Genomic DNA, 18,674 nt, shown 5'->3' on the forward strand with positions numbered 1-18,674 from the left:
AAACCACGGTATGGTCTACTTATCATCATTATGATAATGATAATAATGCACTTAATATAGGTAGACCTATAGCCAATACCACAACTTATGTATTAGATGAGTATTTACGTCCTGTACCATTGGGAGCTGTAGGAGAGTTATATATAGGAGGAGCCGGTTTATCAAGAGGTTATTTAAATCTTGCAGAGCTTACAGCTGAGCGTTTTCTATTGAATCCTTTCCAAAGCGAAGAAGAGAAAGCTAAAGGTTATAATGATCGTATGTATAAGACAGGAGATTTAGTCCGTTATCTTGCTGGAGGAGATTTGGAATATATAGGTCGAAATGATTTCCAGGTTAAGATCAGGGGCTATAGAATAGAGTTAGGAGAGATAGAAAGTGCTTTGTTGAGTTATGAAGGAATTAGACAGAGTGTTGTATTAGCTAAAGAACATAGTTCAGGATTAAAATATTTGGTAGGTTATTATGTATCTGATACTTCATTTAATCCTGAAGACTTATCTGTATATTTATCAGGATTACTTCCGGAGTATATGGTTCCTTCAGCTTATGTTCATTTGGAATTATTCCCAATGACACTTAATGGTAAGTTGGACCGAAGAGCCTTACCAGAACCTAACTTCACAGGAGATAAGGAATATATAGCACCCACAATGGTTCTTGAAAAACAGTTAGCAGAGATTTATAGTGAGGTTTTAGGTTTACCAGTTGAAAGTATTGGTTTACATGATGATTTCTTCCGCTTGGGAGGGAACAGTATTATGGCTATCAAACTGATTAGTAAAATTCATCATCAGACAGGAGTTCAAATAAAAGTAGCAGATATTTTTTATGGGAAAACTATAGGAGTATTATCTTTAATAATAATGAATTACAAGCCGGAATATAAGGTAATCGTTCCTCTTAACAATAGTAATACTAAACCTAATTTTTTCATGGTTCATCCTGGAACTGGAGGCTTTGAAGTGTATCAATCACTTGCTGATCGATTACATCAGGATTATCATTGTTATGGAATAGATTCATATAATCTCTATCATGAGGAAAAGATAGATAATCTCAATCGTTTAGCTATGTATTATCTTGATCATATTGAGCAAGTCCAAAAAGAAAGTCAACAGGAAGAGTATATTTTATTGGGATGGTCATTAGGAGGGCTGATCTCTTTGGAAATTGCTGCTGAATTAGAAAAAAGAGGACATAAAAACATTACAATTTATTTATTGGATACCCTTATCAAATATTCAGATTTAGAATTAATGAAAACGTCATCTCTTTCAGATGAACAGCTCAGTCAAGAACTTCAAGTGCCTATTGATAGCAACCATTTTGTTCATATGAAAGATGTATTGAGAGCAGAGTTTATGATTAGTGAACAAAATATTTCTACTCAATTGAAATATACAAAAGTTATACTGCTAAAAGCTATGCTCGGAGAAGATAATCAAAGTGAAAGTGCCGTAGAATATATACAACAATTAATTTACAATAATGTAGATAAGGTGTTGAAAAATAATGATTTATTAAGTGTTTATTCTATTAATGCTTCACATATGAATATTTTAAAAGAAGAACAAGCTATTATAGATATTGTAAAAAATGAAAATGACTCTTAGTATATAACCAACTGAATAGTATTATTTGTAGAAGTTAGGCTTAGGGATATAGTTTCTAGGCCTGACTTTTATTAATAGGGTGTAGTCTTTTACTGCAATAGTTTGTGAATAAGTTTCCCCAATATTTTTGGTTAAGTAAATCAGTCTATTAATTTAAATACTAAATAATAATTCATATTGTGAGCCGGCCCAAATAATCAGGGATGTTTTCAGAAAAAAATACAATTTAACATAATATAAATTATAGGACTTTATTATATGTATATTATATCACTTTACAAAAGATTAGTTTGTAATAGTTTTGGATACTTAGTTTATTGAATTTTAGCAACAACCGGAATTTGGATTACATCCAGAAGATTGGTTAATAGAAAGTTCAGATAAGTTTACTTTTTGTTTTTCTGAAGGAATCCCGCAAGCCTCCTGAGCTAAACACGCTGTTGTTTTATTTTTAAGAACAAAGTTTTTCCCGTTAAACTCTAAATCAAATTTGCCAATTGTTGTATTCTGATATTCAACTTCAATTTCATCATTTTCAATACCTAATTTTTCTTCTGATAATTTGATAATATTTAAAAGTTTTGTAGGTTTTAAACGATGTTCAAAGTCGTCAGCATTCCACAATTGGAAGCTTACTAATTTTTCATTTCGGATAGTTCCGCCGCAATCAATAAAATGTTTTGTTACAGCTCCTACTTCTGTTACATGAAAGTGTTCAGGAACAAAAGTTCCATTTTCTAATTGAAATTCTACATTTTCTAATGTTGGTAAAATTCCTTTGATTTCAGATAATTTCATAAATTTTAATTTATTGGTTAAACGCTATATTACGATATATTTGAGTAAAAAAATGTCCTAACAACATTTCTGATTTGTAACACCCAGAATGATTTTTGAAAAATATTCTTTCAGTAATCCAAAAGTATTTTCATTAATGCAGTAGCAAATTGCAGTTCCTTCAATATTCCCTTTAATTAATCCAGCATTTTTTAATTCTTTCAAATGTTGAGAAACCGTTGCCTGTGCCAATGGTAATTCATTTACAATATCTCCACAGATACAAGTATCAACCTTTAGTAAGTATTCGATAATAGCAACTCTTGCAGGATGCCCTAAAGCCTTTGCAATTGTAGCTATCTGATTTTGTTCATCTGTAAAATGATCTGTTTTAGTTGCACCCATAATAAATTATTATATTGCAATATTACGATAATTATTTCAATAGAAAATAATCTTTTTTAAATAAATTTGAGGGGGTTATTTCTTTGAACTCAGAGTTAAAATAATCAATATTTCTTATTAATTTGATGTCTATTTGAGAAAAAAGGCTCAGATTATAAAATCCAAGCCTAACTTTTTTAGTACCTTTAAGCTTTATATAGGCTCTGCTGGAGATTGGAATATTTTGACAGACTGGTTTTCAACAACGGTCGCGTTTCCCTTTTGTCCATTGATATTTTGAAGGAAATTATAAACATGTTTTATATCAAATTTATAAAAGTAATGTCCAAGTACCTTTGAAGGAAAATTGGCTTTAAAAAAGCCCTCGAGACCTATAGGTACAAAATAATTAACACTGTATTTTTTTGAGGTAGTTACTATTGTTATTTTTACTTTATGCTTCCCTGGAACCTTAGCAATATATTTAGAATTAACTGTTTTTTCTGTAGATTCTTGTCCACCTTCAGAGTATCCTCCTCCAATGTTTATTTTAGTGCTCACGGCCCCACTTGTCACAAAAGGAATCCCAACTTGTCCTTCTGCTCCTAGCTCAAAAGATCCATTAACTTCTGTATTCCAGTTAACTACACTTCCCGTTTTATATTCATAACTTTTCTCAATACTATTCTCCTGATCTGAATCATTCGAAACTTCTGTAGTAAAAGATTCGGAAGGAAAATAAGGCTCTTCGATTGGTGTCACCATAGGATTTCCTATAAAAATCGAGACATTCGCTAAGCCAGGAGCGTTATTACCCTTATGCCCATCTATAGAAAGATAAGGGTTAAACTCCAGTCCGTCAGGAATTATATTCTTATAGGCAAAATCTTTTTTAAGTTTTTTTCTACCTGTTGAAGTATATATATCATATCCTATTGATTTTAAATGACTATCAGACAAAGGAATAAATTTACCATTGGTTTTATTCATTATTTTATGACTACTTATTCCTTCTTTGGGAAGGCTAGCAGAAACCTCAAATTGATCTATAATTTTCCAGCCTTTTTTGAGTAATTCTTCTTCTATTACAGATCGTTTTTGAGTATTATCAGAATATTTGTTTGGTTCTCCTTCATTCGTTTCATCTCTTGAACATGAAGTAAAAGACAATACTAATAAAAGAGTTAAAATTAAATGTGTTGTTTTTTTCATTGCTTATATTATATACTTATTACCGATATGCTTTTTTATTTAGATTAAATAAATATTATTTTTTTTAAATATTTTTATTTCCGGTTATTAAATTGTACCAGAATTTCTTAAGAATTGAGAATGAGTAATGTTTAAAGGTTAGTGAATTTGAATGGGAAGATCTCTGGACTTTATTTCTATTATATAAACATTCATTGTAAGCTATATCTTATTGATATATAAGTTTATATTGTATAGTTATTCTAGCAAAGAGGAAATCATAATCAGTAAATAATTACCCTAAGGTCACCAATAGAATTGTCTTTCTCATTTGTTTTTTTAATATTATATTAATTTATACCAGCCTGCCCATTTAAGGTATGATATATAATGCAAAGAAACAAGAATCACATAATTAATTCCAAATTAAAATTATATAAAAATCATAAAAATGACACATATCATAAAAAATTTGTAATTTTTTCATTGATTAAAATTACCTGTTTTTTCTTTTAATAAGATGAATAGGGAAAAAAGTATACTATAAATCACTTCACAGAGGAGCAAAATAGAATAGCTAGTATTAGGACATCCTGCAAGAGTTGCTATTCTATTATAGAATATTTGCTAAAAGTAGGCACTTTATCTGCGGAGAGTTCAACGGGAAAAACGTTGTTCTTACAATGTTATAAATTATGTATCTGAACCTATTATAAAACCCAAGCAGAAAAAATGAAAATACTTTTTTCTGCTCAGATTGAATATTAGAGACTATTAGTAGTCTGATAAACAAAGATATGGATAGAATTCTTATCTCTTAATTATTTTTTTATTTACTTTCTGTTTTTCTGTTTCTACAGATAACATATAGTAACCTGCTTCCAATGAAGAAAGATTGAGTTCTTGTTTATTTCCTTTAAGCGGAGCCGAATGTATCAATCTTCCTGATTCAGTAAAAACTTTATAAGACTTTAATTTTTCTTGAGAAGAAATAGTGGTTAGGCCTTTTGTAGGATTTGGAAAAATATCTATTGAATTATTTTGTCCATTTACTACATCTTTTACTCCTAAAACAGAAATACTTGTAGAACATATTCCTAAGGCACTTCCATCAGATCCTCCTTGTCCACTAATTACTAATTGCGTGTATGGAATAAAAGTATGAATTTTAAAAATACCTCCTCCAGCTCCAGTAGGATCTGCAATTAGTTGATTTCCCCCAATAGACATACCACAATAGTTTTCAGAAGAAATAGTTACCGGTCCCCCATTAGAATTAAAGACAAAATTTTCGGCACCCAGTGTGGAGTCAACGCCACTTAGTACCACTTTTACATCATTAATCGGTCTATCGAAGTTAATAACCAAAGACCAAGAACCCTGGGCGCCTACCTGTAAACTGCTACCTGACGAAAGAGAACCACCTCCTTGACAAAGCTTTAGAAAAGGCGAAAATCCAGCCTCTCGTACTGAACCTGTAGACGTATAAGAAACTTGTACTCCATTCACTGTTGTAATTCCATTAGGAAAAATATTGATTGTATTTGTACAGGAAGTTTGAGAATATACATTATAGCTTTTCAATAATGTAAATAACATTAAAAAGTAATTAATTGTTTTCATCTTTTATGTATTAAGTTTATAATAAAAATTATCTGATGTAATTTCAGATATCAAATTAAAATGTGTTTTTGTAAGATATTATGCCATTTTAGGCTCGGAAGTAAAAATTACCATAATAGTATAATCCGGTTTCTGTAAATATGGAATGGCTTTCCAAAAGCTCCCATTATTGAAACTGCAAATACTAATATATATAGATGTATATAGTTAGAAGAAAATTATAATATTATTATATACTCTCTCATAAAAGAAAATAAATTTTATTTTTCATCATATCTAAGTATTAATTGTGTTATATGCAAATATAAAGACTTCCTATGCGAAATGTGTAATTTTTATTATGAGTCAAAGTAAAATTATTATGATGCCCCCTTGTGGTGGGAGCGTGAAATATATTCTTCAGATATTTAGAGGGAAAAGAATTAATGATTAATTTTAAAAAAAATTAATATGAATAAGAAAAAATTAACTGAAAAACAAACGGAAGAGCTTTTGGAGATTTTAAAAAATCGTTTCGAAAAAAATAAGGTGCGTCATCAAGATTTGGAGTGGAAAAAAATCCAAGCAAAATTAAAAGAGCATCCTGAAAAAATGTGGTCATTAAATGCTATGGAAGAAACTGAGGGCGAACCGGATGTCGTAGGTTACAACAAAAATACAGATGAATATATTTTCTTTGACTGTTCTCCGGAGAGCCCTAAACGAAGGAGTCTTTGCTATGATTATCAAGCCTGGCAAAGTAGAAAAGCAAATAAACCGGAAAATAATGCCATTGATAAAGCTACAGAAATGGGTATTGAAATCTTATCAGAGGAACAATATCGGCAACTTCAAGAAATGGGAAAATTTGATCAAAAAACATCCAGCTGGGTAAAAACACCTACTCCTATTCGAGAACTTGGTGGTGCTATCTTTTGTGATCGCCGTTATAATACTACTTTCACCTATCATAATGGGGCAGATTCCTACTATGCAGCAAGGGGATTTAGAGGGGTTTTGAAAGTTTAAAATTTAATTTTAAACCTGCTTTTGTGTAAAAATAATTAATAATTTTATAGGAATAAGCTCTTAATAAATACATAGAAAATATGAAAAAAATAATCCTACTACTATGTGCATGCTCAGTCTTTCTGTTTAATTGCAAAAAGAAAATAGAAACTCCACCCAGCATCAATGAAACAGATTCTATTACGAGCTCAGAAGTAATTATAGATACGTTAGGTGCCAAATCATTTTGCTATATGGGAATAACGGGAAAGGATACAGTATATGCTAGTATTGATGATAATTTGGGAACAATTACCGGAAAATTAGTATATAAAAACTTTGAAAAAGATAGTAACAAAGGAGATGTAATAGGTTTCAAATCGGGAGATACCCTCAAGCTTACCTATGAGTTTGAATCTGAAGGATCAAAAAGTAAAAGAGACATCTATTTTCTCCAAAAAGAAAAAACCTTAACTGAAGGAATTGGAGAACATAAAGAAGATAATAAGCAAATAAAATATGCTCACGAAAATAAGATTAGCTATAAAGATGGAACTCAACTAGAAATAGTAGACTGTCACAAAATTATGAAATTTTTAAAATAAAATTCCGTAAAAGAGCCCGCCTCAATTTTGAGGCGGGCTCTTTGTTATAATAATCCCTTACAATAATTTTTTATAGGCTTTATTACTGTCTCTACAACGTGATCATTAAAAATTGGATTGATGATTTTTCTCGCATCCCTATTGAGTTTTTTTAATGAGTGAGTATCGCAAGAATTAGGTTTAATTTTTTTTAGTTCCATTAGTAATTGAGGGGTTAAACTATCCAAAATAGGTCGAACTTCCTGTGCCAAATCAGGGGATGTATCAAATAAACCCTGATTCTCTCCCTCCCATTGATGATGCAATTGCCTCTGTACTATCTTACCTCCTTCAAATTGTGCTTGAAAAAAATCTCTTGCAAAAATCTCATCCGCCCCTATTTTTTTTGCTTTAGCTTGTACACCATCTAAAATCACTTTTTCACGCGCAGGATCATCAATCGGGGCTTTTGTATTCCATTTACTTTTGGCAACTAATGGTGCAACTGATAGTCGTTTGTCAATTAACTTTAATAAGACCTCTTTTTCACTATCTAGGAGTACCTGACTCTTACATGAAATAATAGTCAGAAATATTCCAACCAAAAGAAGATGAAGTAATTTTTTCATTTTAGATTTTTAGTGATAAATATCTACAAAAAGATTGGAAAGATGTTGTTCTTAAAATGCAAGTTTCAATTCATTTACCCCTCATTTTTGATAATTTCAATAAAATCGGAGACAGCTTGATCACTAGTATTCCATGAAGTTATCAGACGTATTGCAGAAAATTCTTCATTTATATTTTTCCAGATATAAAATTCAAAACTTTCGGCTAATTTTTGAATCAACATATTTTTTAATATCGGGAAAATCTGATTCGTATAAGTATCTGAAAGAAAGATAACATCTTTTTCTTTCAATGCATTTTTGATTTTCATAGCCTGTTGATTCGCATGTTTTGCCAAATCAAAATATAAGTCATTTTTCATCAATTCCATAAACTGAATCCCTAGCAACCTCCCCTTTGCTAACAAAGCTCCCTTCTGTTTGATATTAAATGCAAAATCCTCTTGCAAATCCAGATTATTAATAACAATAGCTTCTCCAATTAATGCTCCATTTTTAGTCCCTCCTAAATAGAAAACATCAGTAAATTTGGCGACCTTTTCTAAAGTAAGATCACTGGCTTCCGACATAATTCCATGCCCTATTCTTGCTCCATCCATAAAAAGATACAACCTATTTTCCTTACAAAAAATTGAAAGTTCTTCGAGCTCTGCAGTGGTATAAACAGTTCCTAGTTCAGTTGAATTTGATATATACACAAGCTTGGGCATGACTTGATGCGGAACATTTCTATGAGATTCTAAAATAGGAATAATATCTAAAGGACTTAATTTTCCGTCTTCTGTTTCAATGCTTACAATTTTATGCCCCGTGGCTTCTATAGCTCCTGCCTCATTATTTAAAATATGTCCTGTAGAAGCGGAAATGACACATTGATAAGGTTTCAAAATCGAAGAAATAATAATTAAATTGGCTTGAGTTCCGCCTGAAACAAAATAAATTTCAGAATCGTGATTATTCATTTTTTCTTTAATTAACTCTTTGGCTTTTAAAGAATATATATCTTCACCATAACCAGCCTGTTGATCATAATTACACTGTAAAAGTGCTTGTAAAATATGAGGATGACATCCCTCAGAATAGTCGTTTTTAAATGAAAATTTCATAGAGTAAAAGTAAGTAAAGTTATCCTAGAGTGTAAAGAAATTTCATAATATTTTGTTAGATTTGTAGAGAAAAACATCTAACATTTGAAAACAACTCTCACAGAAGAAAATTATCTCAAAGCTTTATTTCACTTAGCTGATAATGAGGGAAAAGTCACCATCAATGAACTCAGTAAGTTTTTGGCTGTAAAAATGCCCAGTGTAAATAATATGATGAAAAAGTTTGCTGACAAAAACTGGGTAATCTATGAAACATATAAGCCTTTAATTGTTACTGAAAAAGGTAAACAAGAAGCAGCGCTTGTAGTAAGAAAACATAGACTTACAGAAATGTTTTTGGTTCAAAAAATGAATTTTGGTTGGGAAAACGTGCATGAAATTGCGGAGCAGCTAGAACACGTCCATTCTCAAATTTTCTTTGACAAAATGGATGAAATTCTCAATTATCCAAAATTTGACCCTCATGGTGAACCTATTCCTGATAAAGATGGAAATATTATAGCCCAAGATTTACAGAAATTAACCGAGTGTAAGATTGATGAAGTTGTTATTTTTACTTCTGTAACCCATTCTGATGATGCCTTTTTAAGTTATTTAAATGAGAGAAAACTTCTCCTCAATACAAAAATTAAAATCATTAAAATTGAAGACTTTGACAACTCTATGACAATAGAAATTGAAGGAAAGAACGAAATACTTAGCAAAAAAGCGACTGAAAAAATATTAGTAAAAAAATGAGATATACTTCCTTTTGATTATATACATTCATTTTAAATTATTTTTTATTATAGTGTGTGGCGAAAATAGATACTTAATCAAATAGACCCAAACTATTTTTATTGAAAAGTCAATAATGTAATAAAAACTTTACAAGTAAACCGTAATTTTATAAAGAATATATGATAAATTATCTTGTGAAAAAGATAATTTTTATATTGATTCTAAAATTTGAGATACTCTTTCTACTTCTTCTAATGTATTAAAATAATGGGGAGAGAGGCGTACTACTCCATTTATATGTTTGTTTGTAAAATCAATCAAGGCAGATTTTTTATAACTCATGGAAAAAAACACATGATTTTCCTTAAGCACTTTTTGGATACGATCAAGATCTCCATTATGCTCACAAAATGTAACAATACTACTTAGATTCATACCTTTGTCCATAATTTTAAACCCATTATTTTCAAGATTTTGACGAAGAGTTTCCGCTAGTTTCCGGTTATAGATCTCGATATGTTCTAATCCGATCGCATTAGCATACTTTACAGCTTCTAGTAATCCTAATAATGATCCGAAAGAAGTTTCCCAATGCTCAAATCGCTTGGCAGTATTTATTAATTCATAATCATTATACTCTGTCCAATGAGCCCCTCGCATATCCAAAAGTAAAGGAGCATAGTTTTGTTCTAAAATCTTATCTGAAACATATAAAAAACCTGTTCCCCTTGGGCCTCTCAAAAATTTTCTTCCAGTGGCCGTCAAAAAATCACAATTAATTTTTTGAACATCTACAACCATTTGCCCTACTGACTGAGAAGCATCTACCAGATATATAATATCATATTGGCGGCATATCTTTCCAACAGCTTCCACATTTTGAATTAATCCGGAATTAGTAGGTATATGCGTGACGGCAACTAATTTGGGATGATATTCTCTAATTAAATTTTCAAGATCTTCCAAATCTAATTCATTATTTGGAAGATTTTTTACTCTTATCACTTTTACATTTAGTTTTTTTTGTAAGGAGATAAAAGTAATTTGATTAGAAATATAATCATTAATTGTTGTAATAATACAATCTCCATCTTTAAATATAATACTGGATAAAGCTTTTGCGTATGCATCTGTAGAACTTGTTGCAAAAGCAATATTTGAAGGTTTGCAGTGAATTAATTTCGATGTTTCTTCATAAAAGGACTCTAATAATTGTGAATTTCGATCAGCAACCTCATATCCTCCCCATTGCTCTTCCTGATTAAAATAATCAATCATTGATTCAACCACCGTTTGAGGCATTAAAGATGAGCCTGCATTATTAAAAAAAAATTTACCTGATAACCCTTTTGTATTTTGTCTTATTGATTGTATATCCATTATGAAATTCATTGTTAAATAATTAATATTCAGATATATTTCAAAGACAATGTTACACAAAAAATCCCGAAACCTAATCTCGGGATTATTATTTTAATTCTTTTTAACTAATCTAAAACACTCCAGCCTCTTTTAGGAGTCATATTATTTGAAACAATTTCTTGCTCATTAACAATAATATTTTCTTTCCTTTGCCCAATATAGTCTAGTTCACTCAACTTAGAGAAGATGGTTTCGAGGCTTTTTAAAACTTGCTGAATAGATAGTAGTATTTCACCACAATTATGATGATCATAATTGGTTTCTGCAACAATAGATAATTGGTTTAATAAAGTATGTGGAGCAACTTCACTCCATTCCAAGCTATAATTTAGCATTTCTTCCAGTTCTCCTGGTGCAAGAGCCTGTGTTGAATTATACAAATGCAGAGACAATTTCGCAAAAGATTCAATAAGAAATATCGGTGGTTGCCATGGGACAACATTTCTGAATTGAAAATACATATCTCCAAATGTATTGATCATCGTATCACAAAGAAATTTCACGTTCTTGGCAAGCGTTATATTTTGATTTTTATGAGACGTTTTTTGAAGAATTTTAAAAGCATATTGTTGTAAATTCCCAATAGATTTTGCAAAATTACTGTAGTATTCCAACAAAACAGGGTGGCTTTGAATCGATGTACATGGAGGGATAAAATGAGAATCAACTTGTGCAATATCTCCTTTAAAAATAACTTTTCCAATAATAATATAATTCCCTCCTGAATAGTTACTACTAAGAGACGATGCAGGGAATAATTCAATATGATAGTTAGAATTAGTATTAGGATGTCTTGGTGGAGTTTCTTCTGAATCAATATCTCCAAATGGAATTTTATCAAATGGATTTACAGATATTAAAATATAATACGCTCCATCAACCCGTTCTTCACTCATTGAGTTAGCTATTGATTTTACACTAATCCTCTTGTCGTTCAATTCAATTCTATATCCTGCCATTGTAACCGCATTACAATGATTAATTACTAATTGAACATCATGGGTGGCTGTATTATGGACATCAAATATATTTTTACCCATCAATTCCTTTGAGGCAGGTAAAAGTCCATAGTTATATATATTGATTCCTAATGAATTAGAATCTCTTATCGTATCGATAAAAAAATTATCCTGAGCATTTAGGTGTTTTTGAGATACTTTCATCCCATCTACCCAATTGATTGCAAAATGCTTAATAGGTTGTATCATGTGTTGAATACTTATAGTGTGTGATTATGACGTTCTTTTAGCTCCTTCTTCTTCATGCTGAATGACTCTTTTACAAATAACAATATCATTTTCTAAAATTTCATTTGCAGCAATATCTTGTTCAAAATCAATATATTTTCGAAGACTAAAAAATGATTTTTTAGTATAAAAAATCCAGTAATATGATTCTTTTTCCTGATCCGTAAGGTGGATAATAGAGGTTGGATTTTTATGGTTATAGTCATCTACTACTCTATAAAACCAATCTCCGAACGTTATTCCGGTAGGCAATGTTTTAGCCTTAATTCTAAACCTACTGGAATCTTCTAAGCTTTTACTTAATTCAACATTTAGTACCATTAATTTGTCGAAATCTGCGCCTGCAAAATCTGGGAGCTTCTGATCAGGTGAGTATTTCCATGTCTTGTAAATATCAAAAGGAATACTAATAAACTGAATATAACTATAATAGAATACCAGAGGAACAATAAATATTAATATACTAGTAGCGGCCATGGTTGCATTTCCCATTCCATGACTCATATAATCAAATAATAATGTAAAAAAATATCCTCCGAATGTAATACATATTATAGAAAGCAAGGCTTCAAAAAGAATGGTTATTCCTAAAGAATCGATATGTTTTTTGAAAAATTTATCTAATAAATTAATATGAACAATACCTAAAAGAAGAGAATACATCTGAGCAATAAGATACCAATAAGGATTAAAAAGGTTTCCTGCAAAACCCAAGAATCCAGGTATAGACAAGCATAGGCTACCAAGCAATATGTATACTATAATGGTTTTAATTTTAATGGAAGGCGTATTTTTTCTTATAACACCTAAAATAAACATCATTATTATTGCAATTAAAGGCATCAGAACATACCTTAAAAAAAAACCTTTCACTGAAGAAACTTCCATTTTTTAATTTTTCAATTTAATATGTTACAAAAACGTGGAATAACCGAGGTGGTTAGCATTCTTATTATCATTTTCAAGACTAAATGAATATTCTTTTTTTTCTGTAATAAAATTTTCTTTTATATCAACAGTTAAAGGAAGAAAATAATCGTATATAGCTTGAAGGATTTTTCGAAATGGACTCTCTGGCACATATTTTTCCATGTCCTGATAAGAAATAGGCCCAACGTTTATTACCCAATTTCTCTGTCCATCCATATGCTTACCACTAGGAATATACGTCACTCCTAATCGTGAATTTCCTAATAACATGGAATGATCATAATCTTCTATATCATCTATGATATTAGGAACGAAAGTAACATTGACCGGAACTTGTAAAAAAGCAATCATACATTTTTCAAACCATGCTTTATCTCCTCGTATATGATGGAAAAATGGTAAAATATGGATAAAAATATAAGCATTTTGTCTATCCAACATTTTTATTAGTGGCCAGAGCTCATTGATTGTGTCAAGTAATGTATCTGTATCATTGGCTACATCAAAATTAATCTCTGTCATTAAAGCATTGACCTCTGCATAAAAAATTTCTAATTCAAAAGGTCGAAAAAACTTTCTAGCATCTTCTTCTACTCTTTTTTGTTTACGAATTTCCTTAACAACAGTTTCGATATTCCTTCTTGAAGCACCCAAGGAAGGCGGATGGAATAAACCTTCCGGAAGATAATCATAAATCCCCTCACGATACGTTTCTATGGTAAGAATTTCTTCATCGAACCCCCAATAGTTACTTGAAATATTTTTAATATCCTTTAGATAGGCTCTATCTTTAATTCCTATTCTTTCGATAAAAATATCACTTACTTTTCGGTGATACTTCAATAAATTAACAGCGACCGCCTCAGCTTTAAAATCGGTCTGTAATTTATTGTATTTCATATTTACCACATTATCTTCATACATAGCCTTTCATGATTATGGGATCGTAAAGTTAGTATATCTCTCAGGATAGAAAAAATATTTTGACTAAATTTATCTAAAAAAACAATTTATTAGTCTTTTAGAGTTCTTGGCTAGAACGTTTGAATTATTGAATAAAAAGTCTGTTTTTAACAATAATAATTTAACAATTGATTGTATACTATTAGAAAATTCATTTAATCATTAAATTGGATTAAATTTTATTAACCCGATGATGATCAGAATCCATATAGATTTCAGTATCAGTTATAAGAAGGAGCCTTATCTTTGTACAGTAAAAATATAATTATAATAATGAAAAGTACGTATTCTAAAATTTTACTTTTAGCATGTATGGCGTCCTCTATTTATTCTTATGCTTGGGGATTGACTGGGCATAGAATTATTGCAGAAATTGCAGAAAATCATCTTTCCGGAAAAGCAAAAAGAGAGATTCGAAAATTAATGGGTAAAGAACGCTTGGCGTATTGGGCTAACTGGCCAGATTTTATAAAATCTGATACGACCGGGACATGGAAGCAAGCCTCAATGTGGCATTACGTAAATATTGATCCCCAAAAAGATTTCAATACTTTCGAACAACATCTAAAAGCTCAAGCTGGACCTAACCTATATACACAAGTTAAAACATTATCTACCCAACTTAAGAATAAAAACACTTCCGAAAAAGATAAAAAAACAGCATTAATTTTTCTCATTCATATTATGGGAGATCTTGCACAACCTCTACACACAGGAAGAGCAGAAGATTTAGGAGGAAATAAAATAAACGTTACTTATTTTGGAGAGAAAACAAATTTACATTCTGTTTGGGATGGGAAATTACTGGATTCTCAAAAATATAGCTATACGGAATACTCCACCCTTTTAGATATTAAAACTAAGGAAGAGGTAAAGCAAATTCAATCTGGAAGCTTAGAAGGATGGTTATATGATTCACATATGATAGCCAATAAAATATATGCACAAACACCTGATGGTTCTAAACTTTCATACGATTATCAATACAAATTCAACGATACATTAGAAAGACAGCTTCTGTATGGAGGAATAAGACTTGCTAAACTATTGAATGATCTTTTTTAATTATACATTAAATCATCAATCTAAAATAAGAAAAAAGGTTCGAATATTCGAACCTTTTTTCTTGATTATTAATACTTATAAGGATGGTCGACTGCATTATTATCTTTTTATTCATTAGTATTTTTGTGTTTTAAAATTAATTTTACAATAGTCCCTTTAGGCTGGTTCTTTTGGAAAGTTATATCCAGCCTGATTTTTTTTGAGATCTGCGATACCAAGTACAATCCCAGACTGCTTTTATATATCGGATCAGAAGTCTTCCCGTTAATGCTGAACAAATTGTTATAATACTCAATATCATTATCCTGTATACCAGTTCCGGTGTCTTTTATTTCTAAAATAACATCTTGATCCGAATTGAAAGTTCCTGAAATAGTAATATATCCATCGAAAGTATTCTTCACAGCATTGTCAATGAGATTATGAAGAATCATATTGATGAAACTTTTCTTGATATTGATTGTAATCTCAGAATGAGTTTCATTAGTAATAATGGTATTGTTATACAATGCAATTTCGTAAAATAAAAGCTTTTTTTCATTGACAAAATTCGATAATGAATAATATTCATCTTCATAGTATTTTTCATCTTTATAGATCTGGGTATAATCTTTAAGATTAAGCGTGTATTTGTATACCTGTTTAGAAGAAGCGTGCAGGCTTTCAAAATATTCTTTTTGCATTTCAGGATCTAGGGTGTCGGCTAGTTGTTTTGAAATTAAGGCAATAAATCTTATGGGTGTTGTAATGTCGTGGATAATATTTTCAATGATTTTCTTTTCATATTCAGATCTGTTGGAAAGTAGTTTCTGGTTTTCCTGAAGGTTTTTCAGGCTTTCATCCAGCTCTTTTGCTTTTTCAATTACTGTTTTTTTGAGAATATCATTCTTTGATTTCAACAATCGTGTTCTGGAATGTATAATAACTAAAATTAATAAAATAAGAATGGTTCCCACCAAAAGATTGAACCATATCGTTTGATAAAATTTAGGTTCAACTTCAATGGTGATTTTTTTATAAGCAAAATTTCCTTTCTCAGAGATGAGCATTCTAACGGTTAACTCATGTTTTCCAAAAGAAAGTCCAGCAAGATTTATCGTTTTGTTATTAACTTTTTTCCAGGCTTTACCATCATCAAATAGATATTCCAGATGAATGTTTTCCAGATTACCATAATAAGGAATATCGACAAAAACTTCTGCCGTCTTGTAATCTGATGGGAGGAATAATTTGTTATTAAACTCAACAATTTTGTTTTCTAGTTTTGCCCTTTCAAGATAAAGATCTATCGAGGCGGGATAATAAGATTTTACATCATTAGGCTTAAAAAATACAAGTCCTTCCATTGAAGGAAATACAAATTCTCCATTTTCCAATTTATTGGCACATGGAGAGGAAGTACCGTTAAATTCATTATTTACCAACCCATCATCTTTGGTATAAACATAATAATACAAATTTTTACGTTTATGTTCAACAAAATCAAGAATATTTTGTTTTAGGATTTTATAAAGACCATTGTTGGAAGTTATCCAGAAATTTCCTGCCGAATCTTCAAGAGCGATATGTGCCGTGGAAAGATTTTTTTGTGAATCTAAAGGAAGTTTTATGAGCTTTTTATTTTTTAAAATATAAGGTCCGTTTTTGAATGTTGTTAAAAGATATAGGTCATTTCCCAGTTTTTGAATCTGTTTTAATCCGATATTAAGTGTTAATGTGTAAGTTATTTTCTTCTTATCAATGGAAAACCAGAATATATTTTTCGAACTAGCTATTACATAAAATCCGGGATCGAAATTTTCAATAATACTAGGGGTTTCATCAATATTCATTTTAAGTTCAAACTCTTTTTTGCCGCTTTTATCATAAATACGGAAAAGGTTTGTAGTTGGATCATAGTAATAAGTAGCAAGTATTTTACCTCCGAATGAGTTTAATGTTTTTAGAGGGATATCAGAGGTAATAGAATCATGTCTTTCATAGTGTGTGGATTTTAAATATCTTAATATAGTGCCTCGTTTTGGATAGATAATATTGAACTGGTCATCATACACTAAAGTTCTCTTATAAGGAATTTCTTCAAATTTCTTTTTTCCGATGATACCATATCTGTTATAGATTTTACCCCCCTCTGTTATCACACTACTTTTCCCAAAGGGAATAGAAGCATAATAAACGTTGTCAGCATATTTTGTGTTATCTATTGACGTATAAAAGCTATCTACGGGTAATATGTTCAGTCCTTTTGTGGAACTTCCTAAGTATAACTTTTTGTATTTCTCATCATAAAAAATAGAAACAATCTGATCCGTATCAAAACTATCATAATGAGTAATGAATTGAGTCTCAATTCTATTATTTTTATAAGAAACCTTATAAATTTTATTATAAACAATGAGAAAAGTCTGATTAGTCAATTGCTGCCAATATATTTTTGCATCTTTTTCAAAAAATAGTGATGGATTATTTCTTTGTTCGGAAAGCTTTCCGCGATATAGGGTTGTGATTTCTTTTGTTTTTTTATTAATGATGAAAATTTTTTCATCAAATGCAAAGATATTAGGAAGGTCTTTTAGATTATCAAAACCTGACGGCATTTTTATTTTATTATACTTACCATCCTGCAACAAAACTGTTTTCTGTGGATAAAAGAAATATTTTGAATGTTTGAAATAAAAAGCATAGTGTAGAAAATAAGATGGAACTCTATAAAAAAAAATGTTCTTATTAATAACGACATGCCCAGAGTCTTTAATTAGTATTAATGGTGGAGGTATATTTTTGCGAGAATAAATTTCAGGCTTTCTTTTTTTTATCAGAACAGGAAAATCCTCATTGCCACAGAAAATCATTATACTATCTTTTTCTATACTACCTCTAAAATACTCGAAATTTAGAGTCTTGGTAGGAAAATCATTGTAAACCTCAAACTTGTTTCCGTCATATTTTACCAATCCGTTTTCTGTAGAAAGCCACAAAAAACCATATTTATCTTTTACAATATCTTTTACACTGTTCTGTGGCAGACCATTGTCCATATTGTACCACTTGGTGTTTGTAGATTGAGAGTAGAAACTTTTATTTACAAATATCAGAAGAAATAGTAATCTAAATATAAAGTTTTTCAGTACGGTAAATATTTCCTGCATACAATCAATTTGTGTTATCACTGAAACATAAATCTTTACTAAAGGAATTGCTTTTATCTCTCTATTTTAAGACAAAAATATGAAATTAGCTATACAAAAATACTAAAAGTATCCTTAAAACACCTTAACATTCTTGTTATAAGTGATTTAAATCATTTATCCTGAAGCAGGAATCCATCTGTAAAGTATTACTACGGATATTTCGAGACTTTTTGCTACTTCTTTGGGAGAAACTCCACCTTCCAACAGTTATTTAACAGCCATAACTTAGCCAGGATTCT

General features: G+C 30.4%; 16 protein-coding genes. 5 read left to right on the forward strand and 11 right to left on the reverse strand.

Annotated features, from left to right (window positions below; all coding sequences use genetic code 11):
• On the forward strand, positions 1 to 1,616 hold a 1,616-nt coding region (locus CHRY9293_RS10630), incomplete at its 5' end, for an alpha/beta fold hydrolase (protein WP_162032957.1).
• 324 nt (positions 1,617 to 1,940) lie between these two features.
• Here the strand turns inward: CHRY9293_RS10630 and CHRY9293_RS10635 are convergent.
• From CHRY9293_RS10635 to CHRY9293_RS10650, 4 genes are all read right to left on the reverse strand, one after another.
• Entirely contained in the window at positions 1,941 to 2,414 is a 474-nt protein-coding gene (locus CHRY9293_RS10635; protein WP_162032958.1) for a DUF6428 family protein, read from the reverse strand.
• Positions 2,415 to 2,471: 57 nt separating this feature from the next.
• Entirely contained in the window at positions 2,472 to 2,798 is a 327-nt protein-coding gene (locus tag CHRY9293_RS10640; RefSeq protein WP_162032959.1) for an ArsR/SmtB family transcription factor, read from the reverse strand.
• 192 nt (positions 2,799 to 2,990) lie between these two features.
• Positions 2,991 to 3,989: a hypothetical protein gene (locus CHRY9293_RS10645; RefSeq protein ID WP_162032960.1), complete on the reverse strand. Its 999-nt coding sequence runs from the start codon at positions 3,987 to 3,989 to the stop codon at positions 2,991 to 2,993.
• Between the two features lie 789 nt (positions 3,990 to 4,778).
• Positions 4,779 to 5,591, reverse strand: coding sequence for a T9SS type A sorting domain-containing protein (locus CHRY9293_RS10650; RefSeq protein WP_162032961.1), 813 nt, complete (start codon positions 5,589 to 5,591; stop codon positions 4,779 to 4,781).
• Between the two features lie 450 nt (positions 5,592 to 6,041).
• Here CHRY9293_RS10650 and CHRY9293_RS10655 point away from each other — a divergent pair, with 450 nt between their 5' ends.
• Positions 6,042 to 6,599: a DUF4256 domain-containing protein gene (locus CHRY9293_RS10655; RefSeq protein WP_162032962.1), complete on the forward strand. Its 558-nt coding sequence runs from the start codon at positions 6,042 to 6,044 to the stop codon at positions 6,597 to 6,599.
• An 80-nt stretch (positions 6,600 to 6,679) separates the two neighbouring features.
• Positions 6,680 to 7,183 (forward strand): hypothetical protein, encoded by a 504-nt coding sequence (locus CHRY9293_RS10660; RefSeq protein ID WP_162032963.1) that lies wholly within the window; start codon positions 6,680 to 6,682, stop codon positions 7,181 to 7,183.
• 44 nt (positions 7,184 to 7,227) lie between these two features.
• On the opposite strand, the gene aroQ is transcribed toward CHRY9293_RS10660, so the two are convergent.
• Both aroQ and CHRY9293_RS10670 read right to left on the reverse strand, forming a co-directional pair.
• Positions 7,228 to 7,791 (reverse strand): gamma subclass chorismate mutase AroQ, encoded by a 564-nt coding sequence (gene aroQ / locus CHRY9293_RS10665; RefSeq protein ID WP_162032964.1) that lies wholly within the window; start codon positions 7,789 to 7,791, stop codon positions 7,228 to 7,230.
• Between the two features lie 74 nt (positions 7,792 to 7,865).
• Entirely contained in the window at positions 7,866 to 8,897 is a 1,032-nt protein-coding gene (locus CHRY9293_RS10670) for a threonine aldolase family protein (protein ID WP_162032965.1), read from the reverse strand.
• An 84-nt stretch (positions 8,898 to 8,981) separates the two neighbouring features.
• Here CHRY9293_RS10670 and CHRY9293_RS10675 point away from each other — a divergent pair, with 84 nt between their 5' ends.
• A complete protein-coding gene (locus CHRY9293_RS10675) occupies positions 8,982 to 9,635 on the forward strand; it encodes a metal-dependent transcriptional regulator (protein WP_122547405.1) in 654 nt (217 codons plus the stop codon).
• A 192-nt stretch (positions 9,636 to 9,827) separates the two neighbouring features.
• On the opposite strand, the gene CHRY9293_RS10680 is transcribed toward CHRY9293_RS10675, so the two are convergent.
• The 4 genes from CHRY9293_RS10680 to CHRY9293_RS10695 form a co-directional block, all read right to left on the reverse strand.
• Positions 9,828 to 10,997 carry an aminotransferase class V-fold PLP-dependent enzyme gene (locus CHRY9293_RS10680; protein ID WP_162032966.1) on the reverse strand — a complete coding sequence of 390 codons (1,170 nt, stop codon included), beginning with the start codon at positions 10,995 to 10,997 and terminating at the stop codon, positions 9,828 to 9,830.
• Between the two features lie 107 nt (positions 10,998 to 11,104).
• Positions 11,105 to 12,247, reverse strand: coding sequence for a hypothetical protein (locus CHRY9293_RS10685; RefSeq protein WP_162032967.1), 1,143 nt, complete (start codon positions 12,245 to 12,247; stop codon positions 11,105 to 11,107).
• Positions 12,248 to 12,271: 24 nt separating this feature from the next.
• Positions 12,272 to 13,174, reverse strand: a complete 903-nt coding sequence (locus CHRY9293_RS10690; RefSeq protein WP_162032968.1) for a TssN family type VI secretion system protein — start codon at positions 13,172 to 13,174, stop codon at positions 12,272 to 12,274.
• 24 nt (positions 13,175 to 13,198) lie between these two features.
• Positions 13,199 to 14,116: a type VI secretion system baseplate subunit TssG gene (locus CHRY9293_RS10695; RefSeq protein WP_228455512.1), complete on the reverse strand. Its 918-nt coding sequence runs from the start codon at positions 14,114 to 14,116 to the stop codon at positions 13,199 to 13,201.
• 336 nt (positions 14,117 to 14,452) lie between these two features.
• Between CHRY9293_RS10695 and CHRY9293_RS10700 the strand changes: the two genes are divergently transcribed.
• Positions 14,453 to 15,244, forward strand: coding sequence for a S1/P1 nuclease (locus CHRY9293_RS10700; RefSeq protein ID WP_162032970.1), 792 nt, complete (start codon positions 14,453 to 14,455; stop codon positions 15,242 to 15,244).
• 107 nt (positions 15,245 to 15,351) lie between these two features.
• Here CHRY9293_RS10700 and CHRY9293_RS10705 read toward each other — a convergent pair whose 3' ends face one another.
• Positions 15,352 to 18,282, reverse strand: a complete 2,931-nt coding sequence (locus tag CHRY9293_RS10705) for a sensor histidine kinase (protein WP_162033008.1) — start codon at positions 18,280 to 18,282, stop codon at positions 15,352 to 15,354.
• Positions 18,283 to 18,674: the final 392 nt, after the last annotated feature.

It is taken from the genome of Chryseobacterium potabilaquae, from assembly GCF_902728265.1.
In the GTDB taxonomy this organism is placed as follows: Bacteria; Bacteroidota; Bacteroidia; order Flavobacteriales; family Weeksellaceae; genus Chryseobacterium; species Chryseobacterium potabilaquae.